This is a genomic window from Cupriavidus lacunae (assembly GCF_003353055.1).
Lineage (GTDB): Bacteria > Pseudomonadota > Gammaproteobacteria > Burkholderiales > Burkholderiaceae > Cupriavidus > Cupriavidus lacunae.
Window position 1 is genome coordinate 36,807 of sequence record NZ_QKWJ01000026.1, and the last position, 16,205, is coordinate 53,011.

Consider the following 16,205-nt stretch of genomic DNA (forward strand, 5'->3'; position numbering starts at 1 on the left):
CGGCAAGGCGTCAGGCCGCCGCGCCTGACCGCACGCCGGGCGCCCCGGCGCCCATGCCCTCGAACACGAAGCTGTCCATGGCGAGCACGCCATAGGTCACTTCGTCGGCAACCCGCGACACAGTGGCCGGGCTGGACATCGAAGGACTCGCGCCTGCCGGGCCCAATGCGGCACCGAGTGCCACATAGAACGGCAGCAGGTGCTCGTCGGTCGGGTGCGCGCGGCGCGCATAGGGGGCCTGGGCGCGGTAGTCGGCAATGCGGCGGGTATCGCCGGTGGCCAGGGCCTCGCCCAGCGCCTCGGTCATCCAGTGGCGGAAGGCTTCCACATACGGCTCGGCCTGCGGCCCGTGCTGGTCGCGCCGGCCGCCGCCGAACACTTCCTGCAGGTTGTGCGTGAAACTGCCGGACGCGAGCACCAGCACGCCCTCGTCGCGCAGCGGCGCCAGCGCGCGGCCGATCGCGATCTGCGTCGCGGGCGACAGGTAGGGGTTCAGCGCCAGCTGCACCACCGGCAGGTCGGCATCCGGGAAGAAGTGGCGCATCGGCATCCAGGCGCCGTGGTCCAGCGGGCGCTCGTCGTCCTGGCCGACAAAGCCGGCGCCGGGAACCGACGCCGCCTCGACCAGGGCCTTGACCCGCGCGGCCAGTTCCGGCGAGCCCGGGGCGTCGTAGCGCAGCGCATACAGCTCGCGCGGGAAGCCGCCGAAATCGTGCCAGGCTTCCTGGCGTTCACGGCTGGTGACGGCCAGCGTGCTGTAGATCCAGTGCGCCGAGATCACCAGTACCGCGCGCGGGCGCTGCGCGCGCAGCTGCTCGCCGAGCGCATCGAAGGCGGCGCCGGTCGGGCCGGGATCGATGGCGAGCATCGGGGAACCGTGGGAAATATAGAGCGAGGGAAGCATGGCGATACCGCCTTCAAACCGTTTGTGTACTGGCTTCCAGTTTGACAAAGATCGGCGGCAAGCACGGCCGCCATTTGCGGACACATCGTGCAAAAAAGTTGAACAGCTGGGCGAAGCGTGGCGTAGGCCACACAGCGCCTCCGGCGCCGGCACCGCGGCCGGGGCGATCGGCCTATGATGCAACCGGGAGCCGGCCGGCAATGTGATGCGGCGGGACTCCCGCAACAGCAGATGCCACCGCCACGCCACGCGCGCCGGGGTGGCCGGAGACTTCGGTGGTACCGCGCATTCCGCGCCGCCCCGGGCGGCACACTCCCTTTCGCAGTCGCTGGTGGCAGCCAGGCGTCTATGGCAGCGTGCCCGCCGTTGCGCTGTGGATCATGGCCCGCTTGCCGGCCGGCCTGCTGCTGTCCCTGGCCGGAACGCCCGCTGCGGCAACCTGGCTCAACCATGCCGGCGATACCGTGTTCGTCAGCGGCTGGACCGCCAGCGCGCTGCTGTTGTGGCTGGCGCGCCGCAAGCCGGCGCCCGCTGCGCCGGCTCATCCGGCGGCGCAGTCCTCGCCACCTCCCCTGCCCTCGGCCCCCTCCGGCTCCGCCCCCCACCGCCATCCCGCGGGTTGAGCGGCGTGCCGCGCCGATATAAGCCGCCAACAGTCCGATCTGAAAGATTTCGCGCGGCGCTCCCGCATCACCCTGCATCGCTAGAATGCGCGGGAGACTGCCGCACGCCGCACTGCAGCGCGCCCCGGCACCGACTGCACAGAGATTGTCCATGTCCGCACGCCAGCGACACCGCCGGATCCACCCCGCGCCAAGCCGCCGCTCCCCCCTCTTCTGGCGGGCGGCCCTTGCCGGCATGGGCGCGGCGACGCTGCTGGCCGCAGGCGCCGCGCATGCCCAGGGCGCTCCCGAACTGCGCCTGGTCGGGGCCAATGTGCAGCGGCACGCCAACGCGGTGCTGTCGCTGATGGCGTACTCGGTGGTGCCAGACCTGACCTCCAGCTCGCTTTCGATCAAGAACACAAGTACCAACGATCCCGGCATCGTCATGTCGCAGCTGGGCGGCGGCTTCACCATCAGCAAGTCGTTCCCGCTGTACCTGGAAGGCGCGATTGCCTACAGCCGCTACGATCCCACCTTCGTTGCCACCAACGGCGCCGACTCCCGCGCCATCCCGACCCGCTGGAACACGTTTTCCGGCACCATCGGCGTCGGCTGGGACTTTCCGCTGACGGCCAGCAAGGAACTGGTGTTCCGGCCGATCCTCAACACCTCGCTGGGCAATGTCTCCAGCGACCTGCAGGTCGGCAAGGTGGTGGTCGAACAGGTCACCGACCGCCAGATCAACTTCCTCGATGGCGGCAGCCTGAACGCCTACGGGCTCGGCGGCTCGGTGATGCTGGACTGGGAGCACTATCGCGAGAACTACGAGGTCGACCTGGAACTTCGCTACACCAATATCCACCTGCAGAGCTTCGGCGGCACCACCAGTTCGGTAACGGGCACGGCCACCGCCCAGACCGCAAACCTGTGGGCGCGCTGGCGGGCGCCGACCGGCATGCATGCGTTCGACCGGCCGGTGCGGTACGTACTGGAACTGTCGCATTCACACTACCTTGGCAGCCAGGCCGGCATCCTCGGCTTCAACTACCTGACCACGCTCGGCACCGGACTGGAACTGGATACCAGCGCGCACGAGGTCTTCGTCACCCGGATCCGCGCAGTGCTGCGCTATGTGTTCGGGAACAACGTGTCAGGGTTCTCGGTGGGGCTGGCGGCAAGCTTCTGAGCCGCACAGGGGGCGGATGCGGCTTAAGGAATCGCTTAATATGGTGCTTTCCTCTGCATCGCCAACAAGGCTTCATGACCGCGACTACCGCCCCCATCCCCGAACTGACCACCGCGACCCGACGAAAGGCGATCATCGCCGCCACCATCGGCAACGGCCTGGAGTGGTTCGACTTCACCGTCTACAGCTTCTTTGCAGTCATCATCGCCAAGCTGTTCTTCCCGACCGGCGATGACCTGACCTCGTTCCTGCTGACCGTCGCCACCTTCGGCGTGGGCTTCTTCATGCGCCCGGTCGGCGCCATCGTGCTCGGCGTCTACGCCGACCGCGTCGGCCGCAAGGCGGCGCTGACGCTGACCATCCTGATGATGGCGCTGGGCACGGCTATCATCGGGCTGGCCCCGACCTACAACCAGATCGGCCTGTGGGCGCCGGCGCTGATCGTGCTGGCGCGCCTGATCCAGGGCTTTTCCGCCGGCGGCGAAGTGGGCGGCGCCACCGCCTTCCTGATCGAGCATGCGCCCGACGCCGAGCGCGGCGCCTACGCCAGCTGGCAGCAGGCCAGCCAGGGCATCTCGTTCATGCTGGGCGCGGCCATGGGCGCGCTGGTCACCAACGGCCTGTCGCCGGAACAGATCGACGCCTGGGGCTGGCGCATCCCGTTCCTGTTCGGCCTGCTGATCGGCCCGGTGGGTATGTATATCCGCTCGCACCTGCACGAGCCGCCCGAGTTCGAGGCGCGCCAGGCTGCCCGCAAGGCCGCCAAGGTCAAGTTCTCGCCGCTGTCGCAGGTGCTGCGCGACCACCCGCGCGAAGTGCTGGCCGGCCTGGGCGTGACCATCCTGTGGACGGTCTGCACCTACGTGCTGGTGTTCTACATGCCGTCGTACGCCAAGCAGCAGCTGGGCCTGCCGCTGGGCGCGACCTTCAAGTCGACCGCGCTGTGCGGCGCCATCATCCTGGTGCTGTGCCCGCTGATGGGCATGCTGTCGGACCGCATGGGCCGCAAGCGCATGCTGGGCATCGTGGCGCTGCTGATCGGCGTGCTGGCCTATCCGCTGTTCCACTGGCTCAATGTGTCGCCGAGCACGCAGACGCTGCTGCAGGTGCAGATCGTGCTGGGCATCCTGCTGGCCGCGTTCACCGGCCCGGCCCCGGCCGTGCTGGCCGAGCAGTTCCCGACCGAAGTGCGCTCCACTGGGCTGTCGCTGGCCTACAACTTCGCCGTGACCATCTTCGGCGGCTTTGCCCCGCTGATCGTGACGTGGCTGATCGAGTCGACGCACAACAAGCTGGCGCCAGCGTACTACGTGATTGCCGCCGCCGCGGTGAGCTTTGTCGCGCTGGTGTTCATGCACGACCGCACCGGCAAGAAGCTGGACTGAGCGGCAGCCGCCGGTTCCAGACAAAAAGCCAGCCGCGCGGCTGGCTTTTTTGTTGCCCGCGGGCGGCTGGCTACGCCTCTCCTCCGCCTTCCCGGTAGATATTGATCACATGCCGGGCCTCGAAGCACAGCGGCATGCCGGGGTTGATCTCATCGGTGCAATACGGCTGGTTGTCGAGTTCGCCGGTATAGAGGCCGCCCTCGCGCCCGGTGACGTTGACCCACATCCGCTCGACGTGAACTTCCTCGTTGCCGGCGTCGTCCGCCACCAGGATGCGGAAGATCAGCTTGACCTGCTGGCCGACGGCCAGCGCGTCGCGCTCCTCCTGTGGCGGCATCCAGAAGGTGTCGGGATGGGCGGCGGCGATGGGCTCGGCGTCGTCGAGCTCCCATCCGTCCTCGTCCAGGGTTGTCAATCGCATGTCCATTTTCAGCCTTCCGCAATCTCTCAGGTGCGGGCATGATCGCAGCAAATGCGCCGGCCGGCGAGAGGCAGGCCGGTGCCCGGCACAATCAACTGGGAAAGGTACGCATGACGAGCAAGAAGGAAGCGCTGGCCGCGCCGGCGCGCTGCGGCTGGTGCGGCACGCTGGAGGACTATTGCCACTACCACGATACCGAGTGGGGCTTTCCGGTCGCCGACGACCGCCGGCTGTTCGAGAAGCTGTGCCTGGAAGGCTTCCAGTCCGGCCTGAGCTGGCTGACCATCCTGCGCAAGCGCGAGGCCTTCCGCAAAGCGTTCGCCAATTTCGACATCGAGAAGGTGGCGCGTTTCACCGAGCGCGACATCGCGCGGCTGCTGGGGGATGCCGGCATCGTGCGCCATCGCGGCAAGATCGAGGCGGCCATCAACAACGCGCAGCGGGCCCGCGAGCTGCTGGAAACGGAGTCATCGCTGGCCGCCTACTTCTGGCGCTTCGAACCCGATCCGGCCAGCCGGCCCAGGGTGCTGACGCCCGAGGTCCTGCGCACCATGGCGACCTCGCCGGAGTCCGCCGCGCTGTCGAAGGACCTGAAGAAGCGCGGCTGGCGCTTTGTCGGCCCCACCACCATGTATGCGCTGATGCAGGCGATGGGCCTGGTCAACGACCACCAGGAAGGCTGCGCGACGCGTGCCGAAGTGCTGGCCGCGCGCAAGGCGTTCAAGGTGCCGCGCTAGCCGGTATACCTCCAGGACCGTATACGTTGCTGGCTGTATACGGCCGGCACCCTGTCCAGCGCAACGGTCCTGTCTATCTCTTTTATATTGTTTACATATGTAAACATAGTAGTAGTAGGTAAACGGGGCCGCAGGCCGTGGATAAGTCACCTTTTCCCTTTCGGCTCAGTGACTTGCAGGGAAGATAACCTATCCGGGATAACCCTGATTTGCCGGGATAGAACCGCGCCCACGTATACATCGGCGATGTGGGCACCGGAGTTATCCGTATACGTCCCACAACGCGCCCCCAGGCGGGGCACAGCTTGTCCGGCCGGTTATCCCCAGCCTTCGGCAAAGATATCCACAGCCGGGCTCATGCCGGCCTGGCTTTTCCAGCGATGTATACCGGATCGACGTGCGTCATCACATTGAGCACGTGATGGTGTTCCAGCGTGCGGCGTCGCGCTTCCACCGCGATGGCGTGGCCCTGGGCCACGGTCAGCGTGGCATCGATCTCCAGGTGCACGTCCACCAGCACCTGGTCGCCCATCTTGCGGGTGCGCAGGTCGTGCAGGCCCAGGACGCCGGGCGTGGCCAGCATGGTCGCGCGGATGGCGTCGACGGTCTGCTCGTCGGCGGCGCGGTCCATCAGGTCGTTGAGCGCGTCCCAGCCGAAGCGCAGGCCCATGCGCGACACCATCAGGCCGACCACGATGGCCGCGACCGGATCGAGCATGTGGTAGCCCAGCAGGTTGCCGCCGATGCCAAGCGCCACCACCAGCGACGACGCCGCATCCGAGCGCGCATGCCAGGCATTGGCCACGAGCATGCCCGAGCGCGCGCGCCGCGCCACGGCCAGCATGTAGCGGAACAGCAGTTCCTTGGATACCAGCGCGGCCAGTGCCACCCACAGCGCCACGGGCTGCACTGGCTGCAAGCCGCCCGGATGCTGCAGCTTGCCCACGGCCGCCCACAGCATGCCCACGCCCACTGCCAGCAGCAGCGCGCCCAGGGCCAGTGAAGCCGCGGTCTCGAAGCGCAGGTGGCCGTACTGATGGTCGGCATCCGGATCCTTGCGGCTTTGCCAGCCGGCCGCCAGCACCACGAAGTCGGACAGCAGGTCTGACAGCGAATGCGCGGCGTCGGCGATCAGCGCCTGGGAGCCCGCGACGACGCCCGCCACCGCCTGCGCTGTGGTCAGGCCGATATTGACGACCAAGCTGACCAGCGTGCTGCGCCGGCCGGCCCGGTGGCGCGCGTCGGCTTCGGCCGCGGTGGTGTCAATGTCCTCCGGCAAGCCGGCGGGAGCGGCCGGATCGGCCCGCGTGGGATGGGAGTGCGATTCCATCGGGTGACTATAGCCGAACATGCGCCGGGTGCGAATCCGGCCTGCCGCGGCGGCGCCGTGCCGATTTCGTAACAGCGCTGGCTAACTTCTTGTGCCGCCTTTACCGTAGACAAGGACGGGCACCGGACGGAAAACCATACGGATCAGCGGCAACGCGCCTGCCCGGTCATTGCAAGGAGGACCTCCACGATGGCGATTCGGTCACTTGCCTCGCACAGCACATCCCAGCTACGCCGCCTGGTCGGACAGATGCAGGCGGAAGTCGACGCACTCGAGAATCTTTCCACGCCCGATGCCGACGCGCAAAGTCGCCTTGGCTACGCCACCGGCCGCCTGCGCGACGGCATCGAGGCGGTCGAGGACGCACTGCAGTCGCTGCGCGCGCTGCAACAGGTACGGCCGTCGGCGATGAAGGCAAGACGGCCGACACGCGCGGCCTAGGGCTCCACGCCAGACCTGCCTGCCACGTTGGTCGCCGGCCCGGCTACGTAGCCGGGCAATCGCGCAATACCTGTGCCAGCGCCGCACACGCGGCCGGCACCGGCCCGATGACGGGAATCGGAAAGCGCTGACCCAGCGCGCGCGCGGCCTCGCCCAGCGGGCCGCCGCCAATGATCACCGCCTGCGCACCATCCTCGATACATGCTTGCACAGCACCCGCCAGCAGGTCTTCCTGCTGCTGCGGCGAGCTGCTCAGCGCGCGCGGATCGCCCTCGGTGAAGCGCGCGCCGGAGAACAGGTCGCCCAGGCCCTGCCGGCGCACGCTGGCATCGATGGACGCGGCCAGGCGCGGCGTGGTGGTGGCGATGCCGAAGCGCCGCTGCCCGGCCGCGGCGGCATGCATCGACGCCGCGCCGATGCCCACCACCGGCACCGCCAGCCGCGCGCGCAGGGCCTCGATGCCGGGGTCGCCGAAGGCGCCGACGATGACGCCGTCGGCACAGCCTGCCAGGCGCAGCATCTCCTCATCGCATATCGCACCGGCAGCCACGGCCAGGTCGTCTTCGTCGACGATCATCGGCGCGCCGCGCGTGACCGTTGCGCCGACCACCGCCGGCGGCGCGGCCATGTGCTGCGCAAGCCAGGCGCGCGCAATCTGAACCATCATCTGCGTGGTGGCGCTCGAGGTATTCGGGTTGATCAGCAGGATATGGCGCATGTCGGTGTCGGGATGGCAAGAGCGTCAACGATAGCGTATGGCGGCGGCCAGGGCGAGACGCCCGGCGCGCGACCGCATGCACGGCGTCGGGGTGGCGCTTAACGGCGCTTGCCGCTGGAATTCATCCGGCAATACATATGGCATACATATGGCATTAACCCGGCCGCGACGCGGCCTGGCTCCGGCATTAATGGCCCAGCCAGGGCAAGTTCATTTCGACCCGATATCCCGGATATTTTGATTCCGAAAATCGCGCGCGATGATATTAGCCCGTACGGAATGCCGTCCACAAATCGAACAACTCCTTACATGTGATCCATTCGCGGGTAATCGTTAGATCGCATGCATGCCCCGCATTAGTGCACAGGTGCGCCGCCGGAAAATCACACGTAACCCATTGTTACTTGTCTGTACGGTGTCCAACACGTACCCCTAGTATCGCCGCTGCTGGGTTTACTCCAACGGGTTAACCCGATTCGCTTTTTCTGCCACAGCAATTCGTCGCGCACACCGCCGTCAGGCGCTTGCCTGGGTGCGGGGATATTTGTGCACTTTTAATTTTATCAAGTTACCTATAAATCAATGACTGGGACAAAATTACTCGCGAATACCAAAACTCAAGCGCGCAGAGCGCGTAACTCCTACGCCCTCAGCATCCTGGCCGCTACCTGCGCCGCTGTGGTGCTTTCGGCATGTGGAGGCGGCGGCGACGATGCCTCGGGCGGTTCTTCCGCGACCGATGCCACCCGTTGGTCGCGCCGCAATCCCACGACTCCTACTACCACGACCCCCACGACGCCTACGAACACCCCGACGGCAACGGCCCCGGGCGCCGATGCCATTTTTGACGCCTCCGGCAATCTGAATGCGACTGAATATGTCGCCATTGCATCGGACTACGGCAGCGACAAGGCCATCGCTTATCGGTACGGCGCAAGTAATTCGGCAGCCGCAGCAGTCCAGACTTATTGGAAGCCCACGGATAGCACTTTTCATCCGCATGGTAATACCTGCTACCAGCAGGAATTCCCTGGCGACTCGATGGATACCAGCACCAGCATCATTTACCAGCTGGGCAATCTCGATTGCAGCCGTAACGACTTCGGCAGCAACATGGGCGACGTGATTTACCGCCCCGACGTGGCTTCGGACTCCGCGGTCACGTCCCTGCTGACCCTGGATCTGAGCGCCGGCGTGATTACCGAGAAGCCCCAGACGGCCTGGGTCTTCGGCAATGCCACGACTAATCCGCAGCTGGGCAGCTACGTTTCCGCCAATGGCGGTGCCATGCCGACGCAGCCGATTGCCGTGGGCCGCTGCAGCGAGCATGACTGCGCACAGTCGCTGGTGGCGTTCCAGAACGGCCTGATCGCCTCGGTCGGCAGCAATACGGCTTCGCACTCGGCTTCGGTGAAGCTGCCCGCGGGCAAGGTGCCGACGGCTATCGCCATCACGACGAATTCGGAGTTCGCCCTGGTGACCATCTGGGACACGGTGAACCTGAAGGGCCAGGTGGCGGTGATCGCGCTGGGCAGTCTCGCCGACGGCAGCGAACTGGGCGGTCCGTATGATTCCAGCGATATGTCGTGGGCGGGCCTCTATCCGGGCCTGCGCAACATGTCGAACTTCGTCTTCATGAAGCTGCTGGGCTTCGTTGACCTGCCTGACATGAAGGCCCCGACGGATATTTCCGCCGTGACCGATTTCGGCACCATGCAGGACAACACGACCCAGGGCTGGCTGTACGATCCGGTCGGTAACGCCGGCGCCAGCATGTCGCTGCGCCAGGTAACTCCTGCCCTGAGCGACGCCAACCGGAAGAGCTTTGCCCCGGGTGGCGTGAACGCCAACCTGATTTCCCGCTCCGGCGTTGCCGCGGTGATTTCGAAGTCGGAACAGAAGGTGGTGTTCCTGGATCTGAAGCCGCTGTTCGACAAGGTCAACAAGACTTATTTCGAAGGCACGCTGAGCAGCCTGAACAGCACCCTGGCAAATACCGGCCAGGGGGATTCGCAGTGGCCGCAGGCGTTCTCTGTGGACAACTATGCGCCGACCATCGTCAAGACCATGAGCCTGGCTCAAAAGCCCACGGCCGTGAAGGTGTCGATCCTGGCAAACCCCGGCCAGGCCTGGGTGGCAACCGAAGATGGCGTGATCCATGCGATCTCGGTGGCGGGCGTTCAATCCGGTACCAACCTGGATCCGGCGCTGATCAGCGAAGTGAACACCCTGCAGGTCGGCAAGAACCCCACCAGCATCTCCCACAATGTGAACCGGGATACGTTTGGCAACTCGAACACCAGGGTCTGGGTGGTGTCGCGTGGCGAGCAGAAGGTCCAACTCGTGGATATGGCGTCGCTGACGGTCGTGAAGACGCTGCAGGACTCGCGCATCGTCGATCCGATCTCCGTGTCTGAGACCCAGCAAAGCCCGCTGCTGACCAGCGTCATTTCGCTGACCGACTATACGGGCAAGCAAGTGATGAACTATCGCTATGCACCGATTTCCCTGCAGGGCGGCAATACCCCGCTGAATATCGGCGTGGGCCAGTCGGGTAATGACCAGTTCGAGTTTGGCGGCGCCTATGCAGTGGCCGGCAAGCCGTTCAACTTTACCCAAAGCAATGTACCCTGAGCGTCATGTCAGCCTGAGGCACGCCGGTTAATCCCGGCAAGCTTCCCAAGCTGTCAGACCGCTTCCCTGAAGCCCGCACGGTTCGCGCCGCGCGGGCTTTTTTCATTCTTTGCGGATAGCCAATCCGGCTCATGGATCCGTGCGTGCGCCGGTGCACAGAACCCCGCCTGCGGAAATGACAACCTCGCTGAATGCGGCCAGGAGCCTATTTCGATGCAGAATGAATCCGTCCCGGACCGGAATGCGGGCGCCGCGGGCAGCGCGAGCACGATCAACCTGATTGCCCCCGGCGAGGGTGGCGTCAAGGACTATGCGGCGACGCTCAACGGCCTGCTGCGCGGACGCCTGCTCGAGGTCACGCCCGAACTGCCGGCCGCCACGCTGGCCGGCGCCGATGTGATCCTGCATTACAGCGGCTATGGCTATGCCAGGCGCGGCACGCCCTTGTGGCTGCTGCGCGGCCTGCGCGAGGCCAGGCCGCGCATGCGCCGCTTCGGCGTGTTCTTCCATGAGCTGTATGCGGAAGGGCCGCCGTGGAGGTCGGCGTTCTGGCTGTCTCCCGTGCAGCGCCACATTGCCGCCGAACTGGCGGCGCTGGCCGACTTCTGGCTGACCAACCGCGAGGGTTCGGCACGCTGGCTCAATACCCACGCACCGGCGCGGCCGCACCGCGTGCTGCCGGTTTTTTCCAATCTGGGCGAAGGCGGCGCACGCTACGGCGACAAGCGTGCCGCGGTGGTGGTGCTGGGCGGCGCCGCGCTGCGCGCCGAAACCTACCAGGCCGCGGGCGATGCCCTGTTCGAGTGGGTTAGCCGTGCCGGCTTCGAACTGCATGATATCGGGCCACCGATGGGCAATCCGGCGCTCGCCGCCAGGCTTGCCCGGCGCGGCGCGGTGGTGCATGGCCGGGTCGAGGCCGACGAGGCGTCACGGCTGCTGTCGGCATCCACCTATGGCGTGCTGGCCTACCCGGTGGATTATGCGGCCAAGAGCGGCGTGTTCGCCGCCTACTGCGCCCATGCGGTCTGTCCCGTGCTGCTGTCGCGCAGCTGCGGCGTGCATGACGGGCTGACGCCCGGGCATTACCTGCCCTCGGTCCAGGCCATGACGCCCGACCTGCCCGCCGCGTGGCGCATCGGCCAGGCAGCCAACGCCTGGTATGCACCGCATGCGGTGCAGCGCCATGGTGCCGGCTTCCGCGAGCTGATGGACGCCTGCGCTGCGCCGGCGTTTGCGTAGCGCACGCGCGGCTGCGGGCAACAAAAAAGGCCGGGAAGCCATTTTTCAATTGGCTTCCCGGCCTTCAGGACGACGTCTGAAGCGGACGTCTGGAATATTCTGGTGGACCGAAGGAGGATCGAACTCCCGACCTCTGCATTGCGAACGCAGCGCTCTCCCAGCTGAGCTATCGGCCCGTCGCGAGGATTGTAGCCTACTTGGGCAGCGGCCTTCAATCCTCGGCCCGCGCCATGCGGAGCCGTTGCAACATCAGGCCAGCATCACGCCGCCATGCCCGCATTGCCGTCCATGCCACGCACGCGCGGCAGGTTCAGCGGGCGGGCGCTGACTTCCCTGGTGCTGCGCAGCCATTGCGCCATCACGTCCCAGATCGGCGCGCCGCCGGCCTGGCGCGCCTCTTCGGCCACCGGGGCCCAGCCGGCCACCTTGTAGGTCTTGCCGGCTTCCAGCGGCTTGCCGGACAGGCGCATGTCGCTGATGCGCTTGCCCATGCCCGCGACGGGATCGATGGTGTACTGCAGCCCACCCACGCGCACCATGTCGCCGCCCTGCTGGTAGTACGGGTCGGGGTTGAACAGGTTGTCGGCCACGTCTTCCAGGATGGTCTTGATGGTCTCTCCGCTCATCTGCGTCACCGTGGTGTACGGATAGGTGATGGCGGTCTGGTCCATCAGGTGCTCCATGGTGATGGCCTGGCCCGGCAGCAGGGTGGTGCCCCAGCGGAAGCCCGGCGAGAACGCGATCTGCGCGCCCTGGGCCTGCATCAGGCCGTCCAGGATCAGCTGGTCGAAAGTGCCGTTGAAGTTGCCGCGGCGGTACAGCAGGCCGCGGTTGACGGCCAGCACTTCGCCCAGCTTTTGCTCATAGGGCGCGCGGATCTTCGTGATCAGGGCGTCCATGGCCGGGTCGGCGGGCAGGAAATTGGCGAACACCGGCAGCAGCCGGTAGCGGAAGTCGGCTACCTTGCCACCCTTCACGTCAAAGTCCAGCACGCCGAGGAATTTGCCGTTGGAGCCGGCATTGGTCACCAGCGTGGTGCCGCCGGCGTTCTTCACCGGCACCGGCGCGGGCACGCCGTCATGGGTGTGGCCCCCCAGAATGGCGTCGAGCCCGCGCACGCGCGAGGCCAGCTTCAGGTCGACGTCCATGCCGTTGTGCGAGAGCAGCACCACCGCCTGCGCACCCTTGCCGCGCGCTTCGTCGATGACCTGCTGCAGGTTCTCTTCCTGGATGCCGAAGGTCCAGTCCGGCACGAAGTAGCGCGGGTTGGCGATCGGCGTGTAGGGAAAGGCCTGGCCGATGATGGCCACCGGCACGCCGTTGATCTCGCGGATCACGTAGGGCTCGAACACCGGGTCGCCGAAATCGTTGGTCTTGATGTTCTGTGCCAGGAAGGCGACCTTGCCCTTGAAGTCCTTGTCGACGATCTCTTTCACGCGGTCCGCGCCCAGCGTCATTTCCCAGTGTGGGGTCATCACGTCCACGCCCAGCGCCAGCGCGGCGTCGACCATGTCCTGGCCCTTGGTCCACAGCGCGGTGGCCGAGCCCTGCCAGGTATCGCCGCCGTCGAGCAGCAAGGCGCCCGGCCGGCCCGCCTTGAGGCGCTTCACCAGCGTGGCCAGGTGGGCAAACCCGCCGACCTTGCCGTAGCGGCGCGCGGCTTCATTGAAATCGAGATAGGTGAACGCATGCGCCTGTGGCGTGCCGGGGCGGATGCCGTAGTGGCGCAGCAGCGCGTCGCCGACCAGGTGCGGCGGCTTGCCGGCGTAGTCGCCGATGCCGAGATTGACATTGGGTTCGCGGAAATACACCGGCCGCAGCTGCGCGTGGCAGTCGGTGAAATGCAGCAAGTGGACGTTGCCGAAGCGCGGCAGGTCGTACATGGCCTCGGCGGCCTGCGCAGCGTGCGCGTCTTGGTGGGGGAACGTCATGCCGCCGGCGCCGGCAATGGCCAGCACCTGCAGGAACTCGCGTCGGTTCATGTCTCTTCCTGGAATTGGCGTGCCGGTCGGCCCCGCCATCGCATTGCTATGGCCGCGCGTACCGCTCCAGCGCGGCCACCTCGTCTTCGAGCATTTCGCCCACTTCCTTCTGCACCACGCGGCCACGCGCGTCGATCACGTACAGCTCGGGCAACCCTTTGCGCTTGCCGAACACGGCCTGCAGCGCGGGCGAATCCATCGTCGCCGGGAAGGTGTAGCCGCGCTTCTTCATGTAGCCGGCAGCTTCGCGCGGGTCGTTGTCGATGCTGATGGCCAGCACCTGCAGCGGCGTGCCGCGCGTGCGCTCATGGAGCTTTTGCAGGCGCGGGTTCTGCATCGCGCAGAACGGGCACCACGAGGCCCAGTATTCGACCACCAGCGGCTTGCCGGCCAGCGAGGCGGCGCTGAGGGTGCGGCCGTCGAGCGTGCGCACGTCGGGCAGGCGCACGGGATCGCCCACCTCCAGCGCGGCGGCGCCCGCAGTGGCGCCGGCCAGGCTGAAGGCAAGCAGCCAGCGCAGCAGCATGGCAGGCGTGCGCACCGGCCTTACTGGTTGACCGGCGAGGCCGGGTCGAGCAGCAGCGCCATCACGTCGCGGATCTGGGCCTCGGTCAGGATGCCCTTGTGGCCAAAGCGCGGCATGTTGGAGCAGGCGGCATAGGCGCTGGAGTCCCAGATCTTGCCCCAGGTGTACTTGACGACATCCTGCGAGTTGCCGCGCAGCTTGCCGTACTGGTACAGCGACGGGCCGATATTGCCGAACGAGATCTCGGCCTTGGTCATCTGGTGGCAGGCGTAGCAGTTGCCGCCGTTGGTGCCGCCGACCGGGTCGGTGAACTGCATGCCACGGCCGTTCTGGGCGATCTTCTCGCCCTCCTTCCAGTCGCCCAGCCATTTGTCGTCGGCCGGGTACTTGATCTGCCTGAGCTCGGCGGCCTCGACCTTCCTGGCCACCTTTGCGGGCACCTTGGTGCGGTCCGGGTACTGGCTGCAGGCCTGCTGCATGCCGTCCTGGTTCAGCACGCCCTCGACCGTGGCCGGGCCGCGGGACGAGAACGAGTCCTCGATCATGTGCTTGATGTCGGCGCCGCTGACGGCGGCGGGCTTGTCCTTGGGCGCGCGGGCCTTGGTGCTGTCCTGCGCGTGTGCACCGGTTGCCAGCAGGGTTGCCAGGGCCGCGATGGCCAGCGCTTGATTGTGTCGTTGCATAACTTCTCTCCCGTACCGTCAGCGCTTCATTGCCGGGCCATCGTAGGTCCCGCCGTTGGCGTTCTTCGCCAGGAACATGGTCAGCGCGGTGATCACGTCCGAGCCATAGGCGGGTTCGGGAAAGCGCTGCTGGCGCAGGCAGTCGTACAGGCGGTGCTGCATGGTGCGGACCTCGCCCTGCGAGACGCGGTAGGCGGGCCAGGTGGTGTAGGCCGCCTGCGCGCCCTTGTTCGTCAGCAGGTTGGGCAGGTCCTGCAGGCGGATGCGCTGGCCGTCCACTGCATGGCAGGTGGCGCAGGCAAAGTCATAGGCGCCGCCGCGGTAGAAGAACATCTTCTCGCCCAGCGCATAGGTACGCTTTTCTTCCGGATGGCTGAGCTGCACGTTCATCTTCACGCCGCGCGACTCGCCGGTCAGATAGGCCGCCAGTCGCTCGATATCCGACGGCTTGCCCGACGAGGAGAACGGGTTCTTCGTTGCCTCTTCCCTGGTCAACCCCTGCAGCGTCTCGCGGCAATACGCCAGGCGCTGCTCAAGGTCCATGACCTTGTTGGCATCCTTGAAGTAGCGCGGCAGCTCGGCGTAGGCGCCCTTGGTCACGCCCGGGCCCTTGCCCAGGTCGCACTGCTCGAGCGAGGCGTTCCTGGGGCCGGCGGGCCTCTTCCACAGCTCTTCCCCGGCGGCCTCCCACAGTTCGGCGGGATTGCCTTCGGCCAGCATCTGGCGGTACTTGGCGATTTCGTCGGCGGTGCTGCCCTGCGCATGCACGGCGGCAGCACCGGCCACCGCCGCGGTGGCGGCCGCGGCCAGCGCGGCGCGACGGCCCAGGCTTCGGATGGTGTTCATGGGGCTTCTCCTCGCGGCCTCGCACGGTCGCGGGCCGTTTTCTCTTGTATTGCCGGAAGCTACGCCGCCCGGCTCAGGGCTTGATATAGGCGTAGCCTTCTTCGGCCTGCAGGCGGGCAATCTCGACCACGCCGGCCGGTACTACCTTGGCTTCCATCAACAGGCTCGATTCCGAGATCTTGCGCGCCGTCAGCGTATTGCGGCACACGCGGAACTCAACCCCGGCGGAGGCCAGCGCGCCGACCGGGCCGTCAAAGGTGTTGCCGCGCGCATCCTTGGCGCCTTCGACCAGGAAATCGACGCCATAGCCGAACGCCACCACCACGATCCTGGTGCCCGGCGCGCCGTTCAGGTGGTTGCGCAGGTTGCCCATCGCCCGCACGGCCTGGTCGATGCCTTCGGACAGCTGGTACACCACCTTCACGCGCCCGCCCTTGCCAGCCGACGCGGCAGCCGGGGCTGCCTGTGCCGCCGCCCTGGCGCTCAGGCCGATGGCGGCCAGTGCCGCCGATGCTCGAATAAATGCTCGCCGCATGTTGTTCCTTCCCGCCGGGCCAGTCCCGGCATC

16 protein-coding genes and 1 tRNA gene are annotated in these 16,205 nt (G+C 66.6%); 7 read left to right on the forward strand and 10 right to left on the reverse strand.

What is annotated here, in order from left to right; translation table 11 throughout:
* Positions 1 to 10: 10 nt before the first annotated feature.
* Positions 11 to 904, reverse strand: a complete 894-nt coding sequence (locus tag DN412_RS20605; RefSeq protein WP_115213280.1) for a dioxygenase family protein — start codon at positions 902 to 904, stop codon at positions 11 to 13.
* Between the two features lie 275 nt (positions 905 to 1,179).
* Here DN412_RS20605 and DN412_RS20610 point away from each other — a divergent pair, with 275 nt between their 5' ends.
* From DN412_RS20610 to DN412_RS20620, 3 genes are all read left to right on the forward strand, one after another.
* Positions 1,180 to 1,527, forward strand: coding sequence for a hypothetical protein (locus DN412_RS20610; RefSeq protein WP_115213281.1), 348 nt, complete (start codon positions 1,180 to 1,182; stop codon positions 1,525 to 1,527).
* A gap of 151 nt (positions 1,528 to 1,678) precedes the next feature.
* Positions 1,679 to 2,695, forward strand: a complete 1,017-nt coding sequence (locus DN412_RS20615; RefSeq protein ID WP_425267433.1) for a hypothetical protein — start codon at positions 1,679 to 1,681, stop codon at positions 2,693 to 2,695.
* 74 nt (positions 2,696 to 2,769) lie between these two features.
* A complete protein-coding gene (locus DN412_RS20620) occupies positions 2,770 to 4,080 on the forward strand; it encodes an MFS transporter (RefSeq protein WP_078198205.1) in 1,311 nt (436 codons plus the stop codon).
* A gap of 70 nt (positions 4,081 to 4,150) precedes the next feature.
* Here DN412_RS20620 and DN412_RS20625 read toward each other — a convergent pair whose 3' ends face one another.
* Entirely contained in the window at positions 4,151 to 4,507 is a 357-nt protein-coding gene (locus DN412_RS20625) for a DUF2314 domain-containing protein (RefSeq protein WP_115213283.1), read from the reverse strand.
* Positions 4,508 to 4,611: 104 nt separating this feature from the next.
* Between DN412_RS20625 and DN412_RS20630 the strand changes: the two genes are divergently transcribed.
* Positions 4,612 to 5,238, forward strand: coding sequence for a DNA-3-methyladenine glycosylase I (locus DN412_RS20630; protein ID WP_115213331.1), 627 nt, complete (start codon positions 4,612 to 4,614; stop codon positions 5,236 to 5,238).
* 355 nt (positions 5,239 to 5,593) lie between these two features.
* Here DN412_RS20630 and DN412_RS20635 read toward each other — a convergent pair whose 3' ends face one another.
* Complete coding sequence (locus DN412_RS20635; protein ID WP_115213284.1) at positions 5,594 to 6,568, reverse strand: cation diffusion facilitator family transporter; 975 nt, start codon at positions 6,566 to 6,568, stop codon at positions 5,594 to 5,596.
* Positions 6,569 to 6,757: 189 nt separating this feature from the next.
* Between DN412_RS20635 and DN412_RS20640 the strand changes: the two genes are divergently transcribed.
* Positions 6,758 to 7,009: a hypothetical protein gene (locus tag DN412_RS20640; protein ID WP_078198208.1), complete on the forward strand. Its 252-nt coding sequence runs from the start codon at positions 6,758 to 6,760 to the stop codon at positions 7,007 to 7,009.
* A gap of 43 nt (positions 7,010 to 7,052) precedes the next feature.
* Here the strand turns inward: DN412_RS20640 and DN412_RS20645 are convergent, their stop codons facing one another.
* Positions 7,053 to 7,727: an aspartate/glutamate racemase family protein gene (locus DN412_RS20645; protein WP_115213285.1), complete on the reverse strand. Its 675-nt coding sequence runs from the start codon at positions 7,725 to 7,727 to the stop codon at positions 7,053 to 7,055.
* A 1,041-nt stretch (positions 7,728 to 8,768) separates the two neighbouring features.
* On the opposite strand from DN412_RS20645, the gene DN412_RS20650 reads away from it, so the two are divergent.
* Together DN412_RS20650 and DN412_RS20655 are read left to right on the forward strand one after the other, a co-directional pair.
* Entirely contained in the window at positions 8,769 to 10,361 is a 1,593-nt protein-coding gene (locus DN412_RS20650; protein WP_244222718.1) for a hypothetical protein, read from the forward strand.
* A gap of 213 nt (positions 10,362 to 10,574) precedes the next feature.
* Positions 10,575 to 11,600, forward strand: a complete 1,026-nt coding sequence (locus tag DN412_RS20655; protein WP_115213287.1) for a hypothetical protein — start codon at positions 10,575 to 10,577, stop codon at positions 11,598 to 11,600.
* A gap of 100 nt (positions 11,601 to 11,700) precedes the next feature.
* Here the strand turns inward: DN412_RS20655 and DN412_RS20660 are convergent.
* From DN412_RS20660 to DN412_RS20685, 6 genes are all read right to left on the reverse strand, one after another.
* Positions 11,701 to 11,776: transfer RNA gene (locus tag DN412_RS20660), tRNA-Ala, on the reverse strand.
* Between the two features lie 84 nt (positions 11,777 to 11,860).
* A complete protein-coding gene (gene soxB, locus DN412_RS20665) occupies positions 11,861 to 13,582 on the reverse strand; it encodes a thiosulfohydrolase SoxB (protein WP_115213288.1) in 1,722 nt (573 codons plus the stop codon).
* Positions 13,583 to 13,628: 46 nt separating this feature from the next.
* Positions 13,629 to 14,123 carry a TlpA family protein disulfide reductase gene (locus DN412_RS20670; protein ID WP_115213289.1) on the reverse strand — a complete coding sequence of 165 codons (495 nt, stop codon included), beginning with the start codon at positions 14,121 to 14,123 and terminating at the stop codon, positions 13,629 to 13,631.
* Positions 14,124 to 14,128: 5 nt separating this feature from the next.
* Positions 14,129 to 14,791: a sulfur oxidation c-type cytochrome SoxX gene (soxX, locus tag DN412_RS20675; protein WP_115213290.1), complete on the reverse strand. Its 663-nt coding sequence runs from the start codon at positions 14,789 to 14,791 to the stop codon at positions 14,129 to 14,131.
* Positions 14,792 to 14,809: 18 nt separating this feature from the next.
* Positions 14,810 to 15,637: a sulfur oxidation c-type cytochrome SoxA gene (gene soxA / locus DN412_RS20680; protein ID WP_115213291.1), complete on the reverse strand. Its 828-nt coding sequence runs from the start codon at positions 15,635 to 15,637 to the stop codon at positions 14,810 to 14,812.
* 73 nt (positions 15,638 to 15,710) lie between these two features.
* Positions 15,711 to 16,172, reverse strand: coding sequence for a DsrE family protein (locus DN412_RS20685; protein ID WP_115213292.1), 462 nt, complete (start codon positions 16,170 to 16,172; stop codon positions 15,711 to 15,713).
* Positions 16,173 to 16,205: the final 33 nt, after the last annotated feature.

Excerpts from the sequence above, each read along its gene's own strand:
- DN412_RS20605 (WP_115213280.1), bottom strand. The coding sequence starts at position 904 with ATGCTTCCCTCGCTCTATATTTCCCACGGTTCCCCGATGCTCGCCATC.
- DN412_RS20615 (WP_425267433.1), top strand. The coding sequence starts at position 1,679 with ATGTCCGCACGCCAGCGACACCGCCGGATCCACCCCGCGCCAAGCCGC.
- DN412_RS20620 (WP_078198205.1), top strand. The coding sequence starts at position 2,770 with ATGACCGCGACTACCGCCCCCATCCCCGAACTGACCACCGCGACCCGA.
- DN412_RS20625 (WP_115213283.1), bottom strand. The coding sequence starts at position 4,507 with ATGGACATGCGATTGACAACCCTGGACGAGGACGGATGGGAGCTCGAC.
- DN412_RS20630 (WP_115213331.1), top strand. The coding sequence starts at position 4,612 with ATGACGAGCAAGAAGGAAGCGCTGGCCGCGCCGGCGCGCTGCGGCTGG.
- DN412_RS20635 (WP_115213284.1), bottom strand. The coding sequence starts at position 6,568 with ATGGAATCGCACTCCCATCCCACGCGGGCCGATCCGGCCGCTCCCGCC.
- DN412_RS20640 (WP_078198208.1), top strand. The coding sequence starts at position 6,758 with ATGGCGATTCGGTCACTTGCCTCGCACAGCACATCCCAGCTACGCCGC.
- DN412_RS20645 (WP_115213285.1), bottom strand. The coding sequence starts at position 7,727 with ATGCGCCATATCCTGCTGATCAACCCGAATACCTCGAGCGCCACCACG.
- DN412_RS20650 (WP_244222718.1), top strand. The coding sequence starts at position 8,769 with ATGGATACCAGCACCAGCATCATTTACCAGCTGGGCAATCTCGATTGC.
- DN412_RS20655 (WP_115213287.1), top strand. The coding sequence starts at position 10,575 with ATGCAGAATGAATCCGTCCCGGACCGGAATGCGGGCGCCGCGGGCAGC.
- soxB (WP_115213288.1), bottom strand. The coding sequence starts at position 13,582 with ATGAACCGACGCGAGTTCCTGCAGGTGCTGGCCATTGCCGGCGCCGGC.
- soxX (WP_115213290.1), bottom strand. The coding sequence starts at position 14,791 with ATGCAACGACACAATCAAGCGCTGGCCATCGCGGCCCTGGCAACCCTG.
- soxA (WP_115213291.1), bottom strand. The coding sequence starts at position 15,637 with ATGAACACCATCCGAAGCCTGGGCCGTCGCGCCGCGCTGGCCGCGGCC.
- DN412_RS20685 (WP_115213292.1), bottom strand. The coding sequence starts at position 16,172 with ATGCGGCGAGCATTTATTCGAGCATCGGCGGCACTGGCCGCCATCGGC.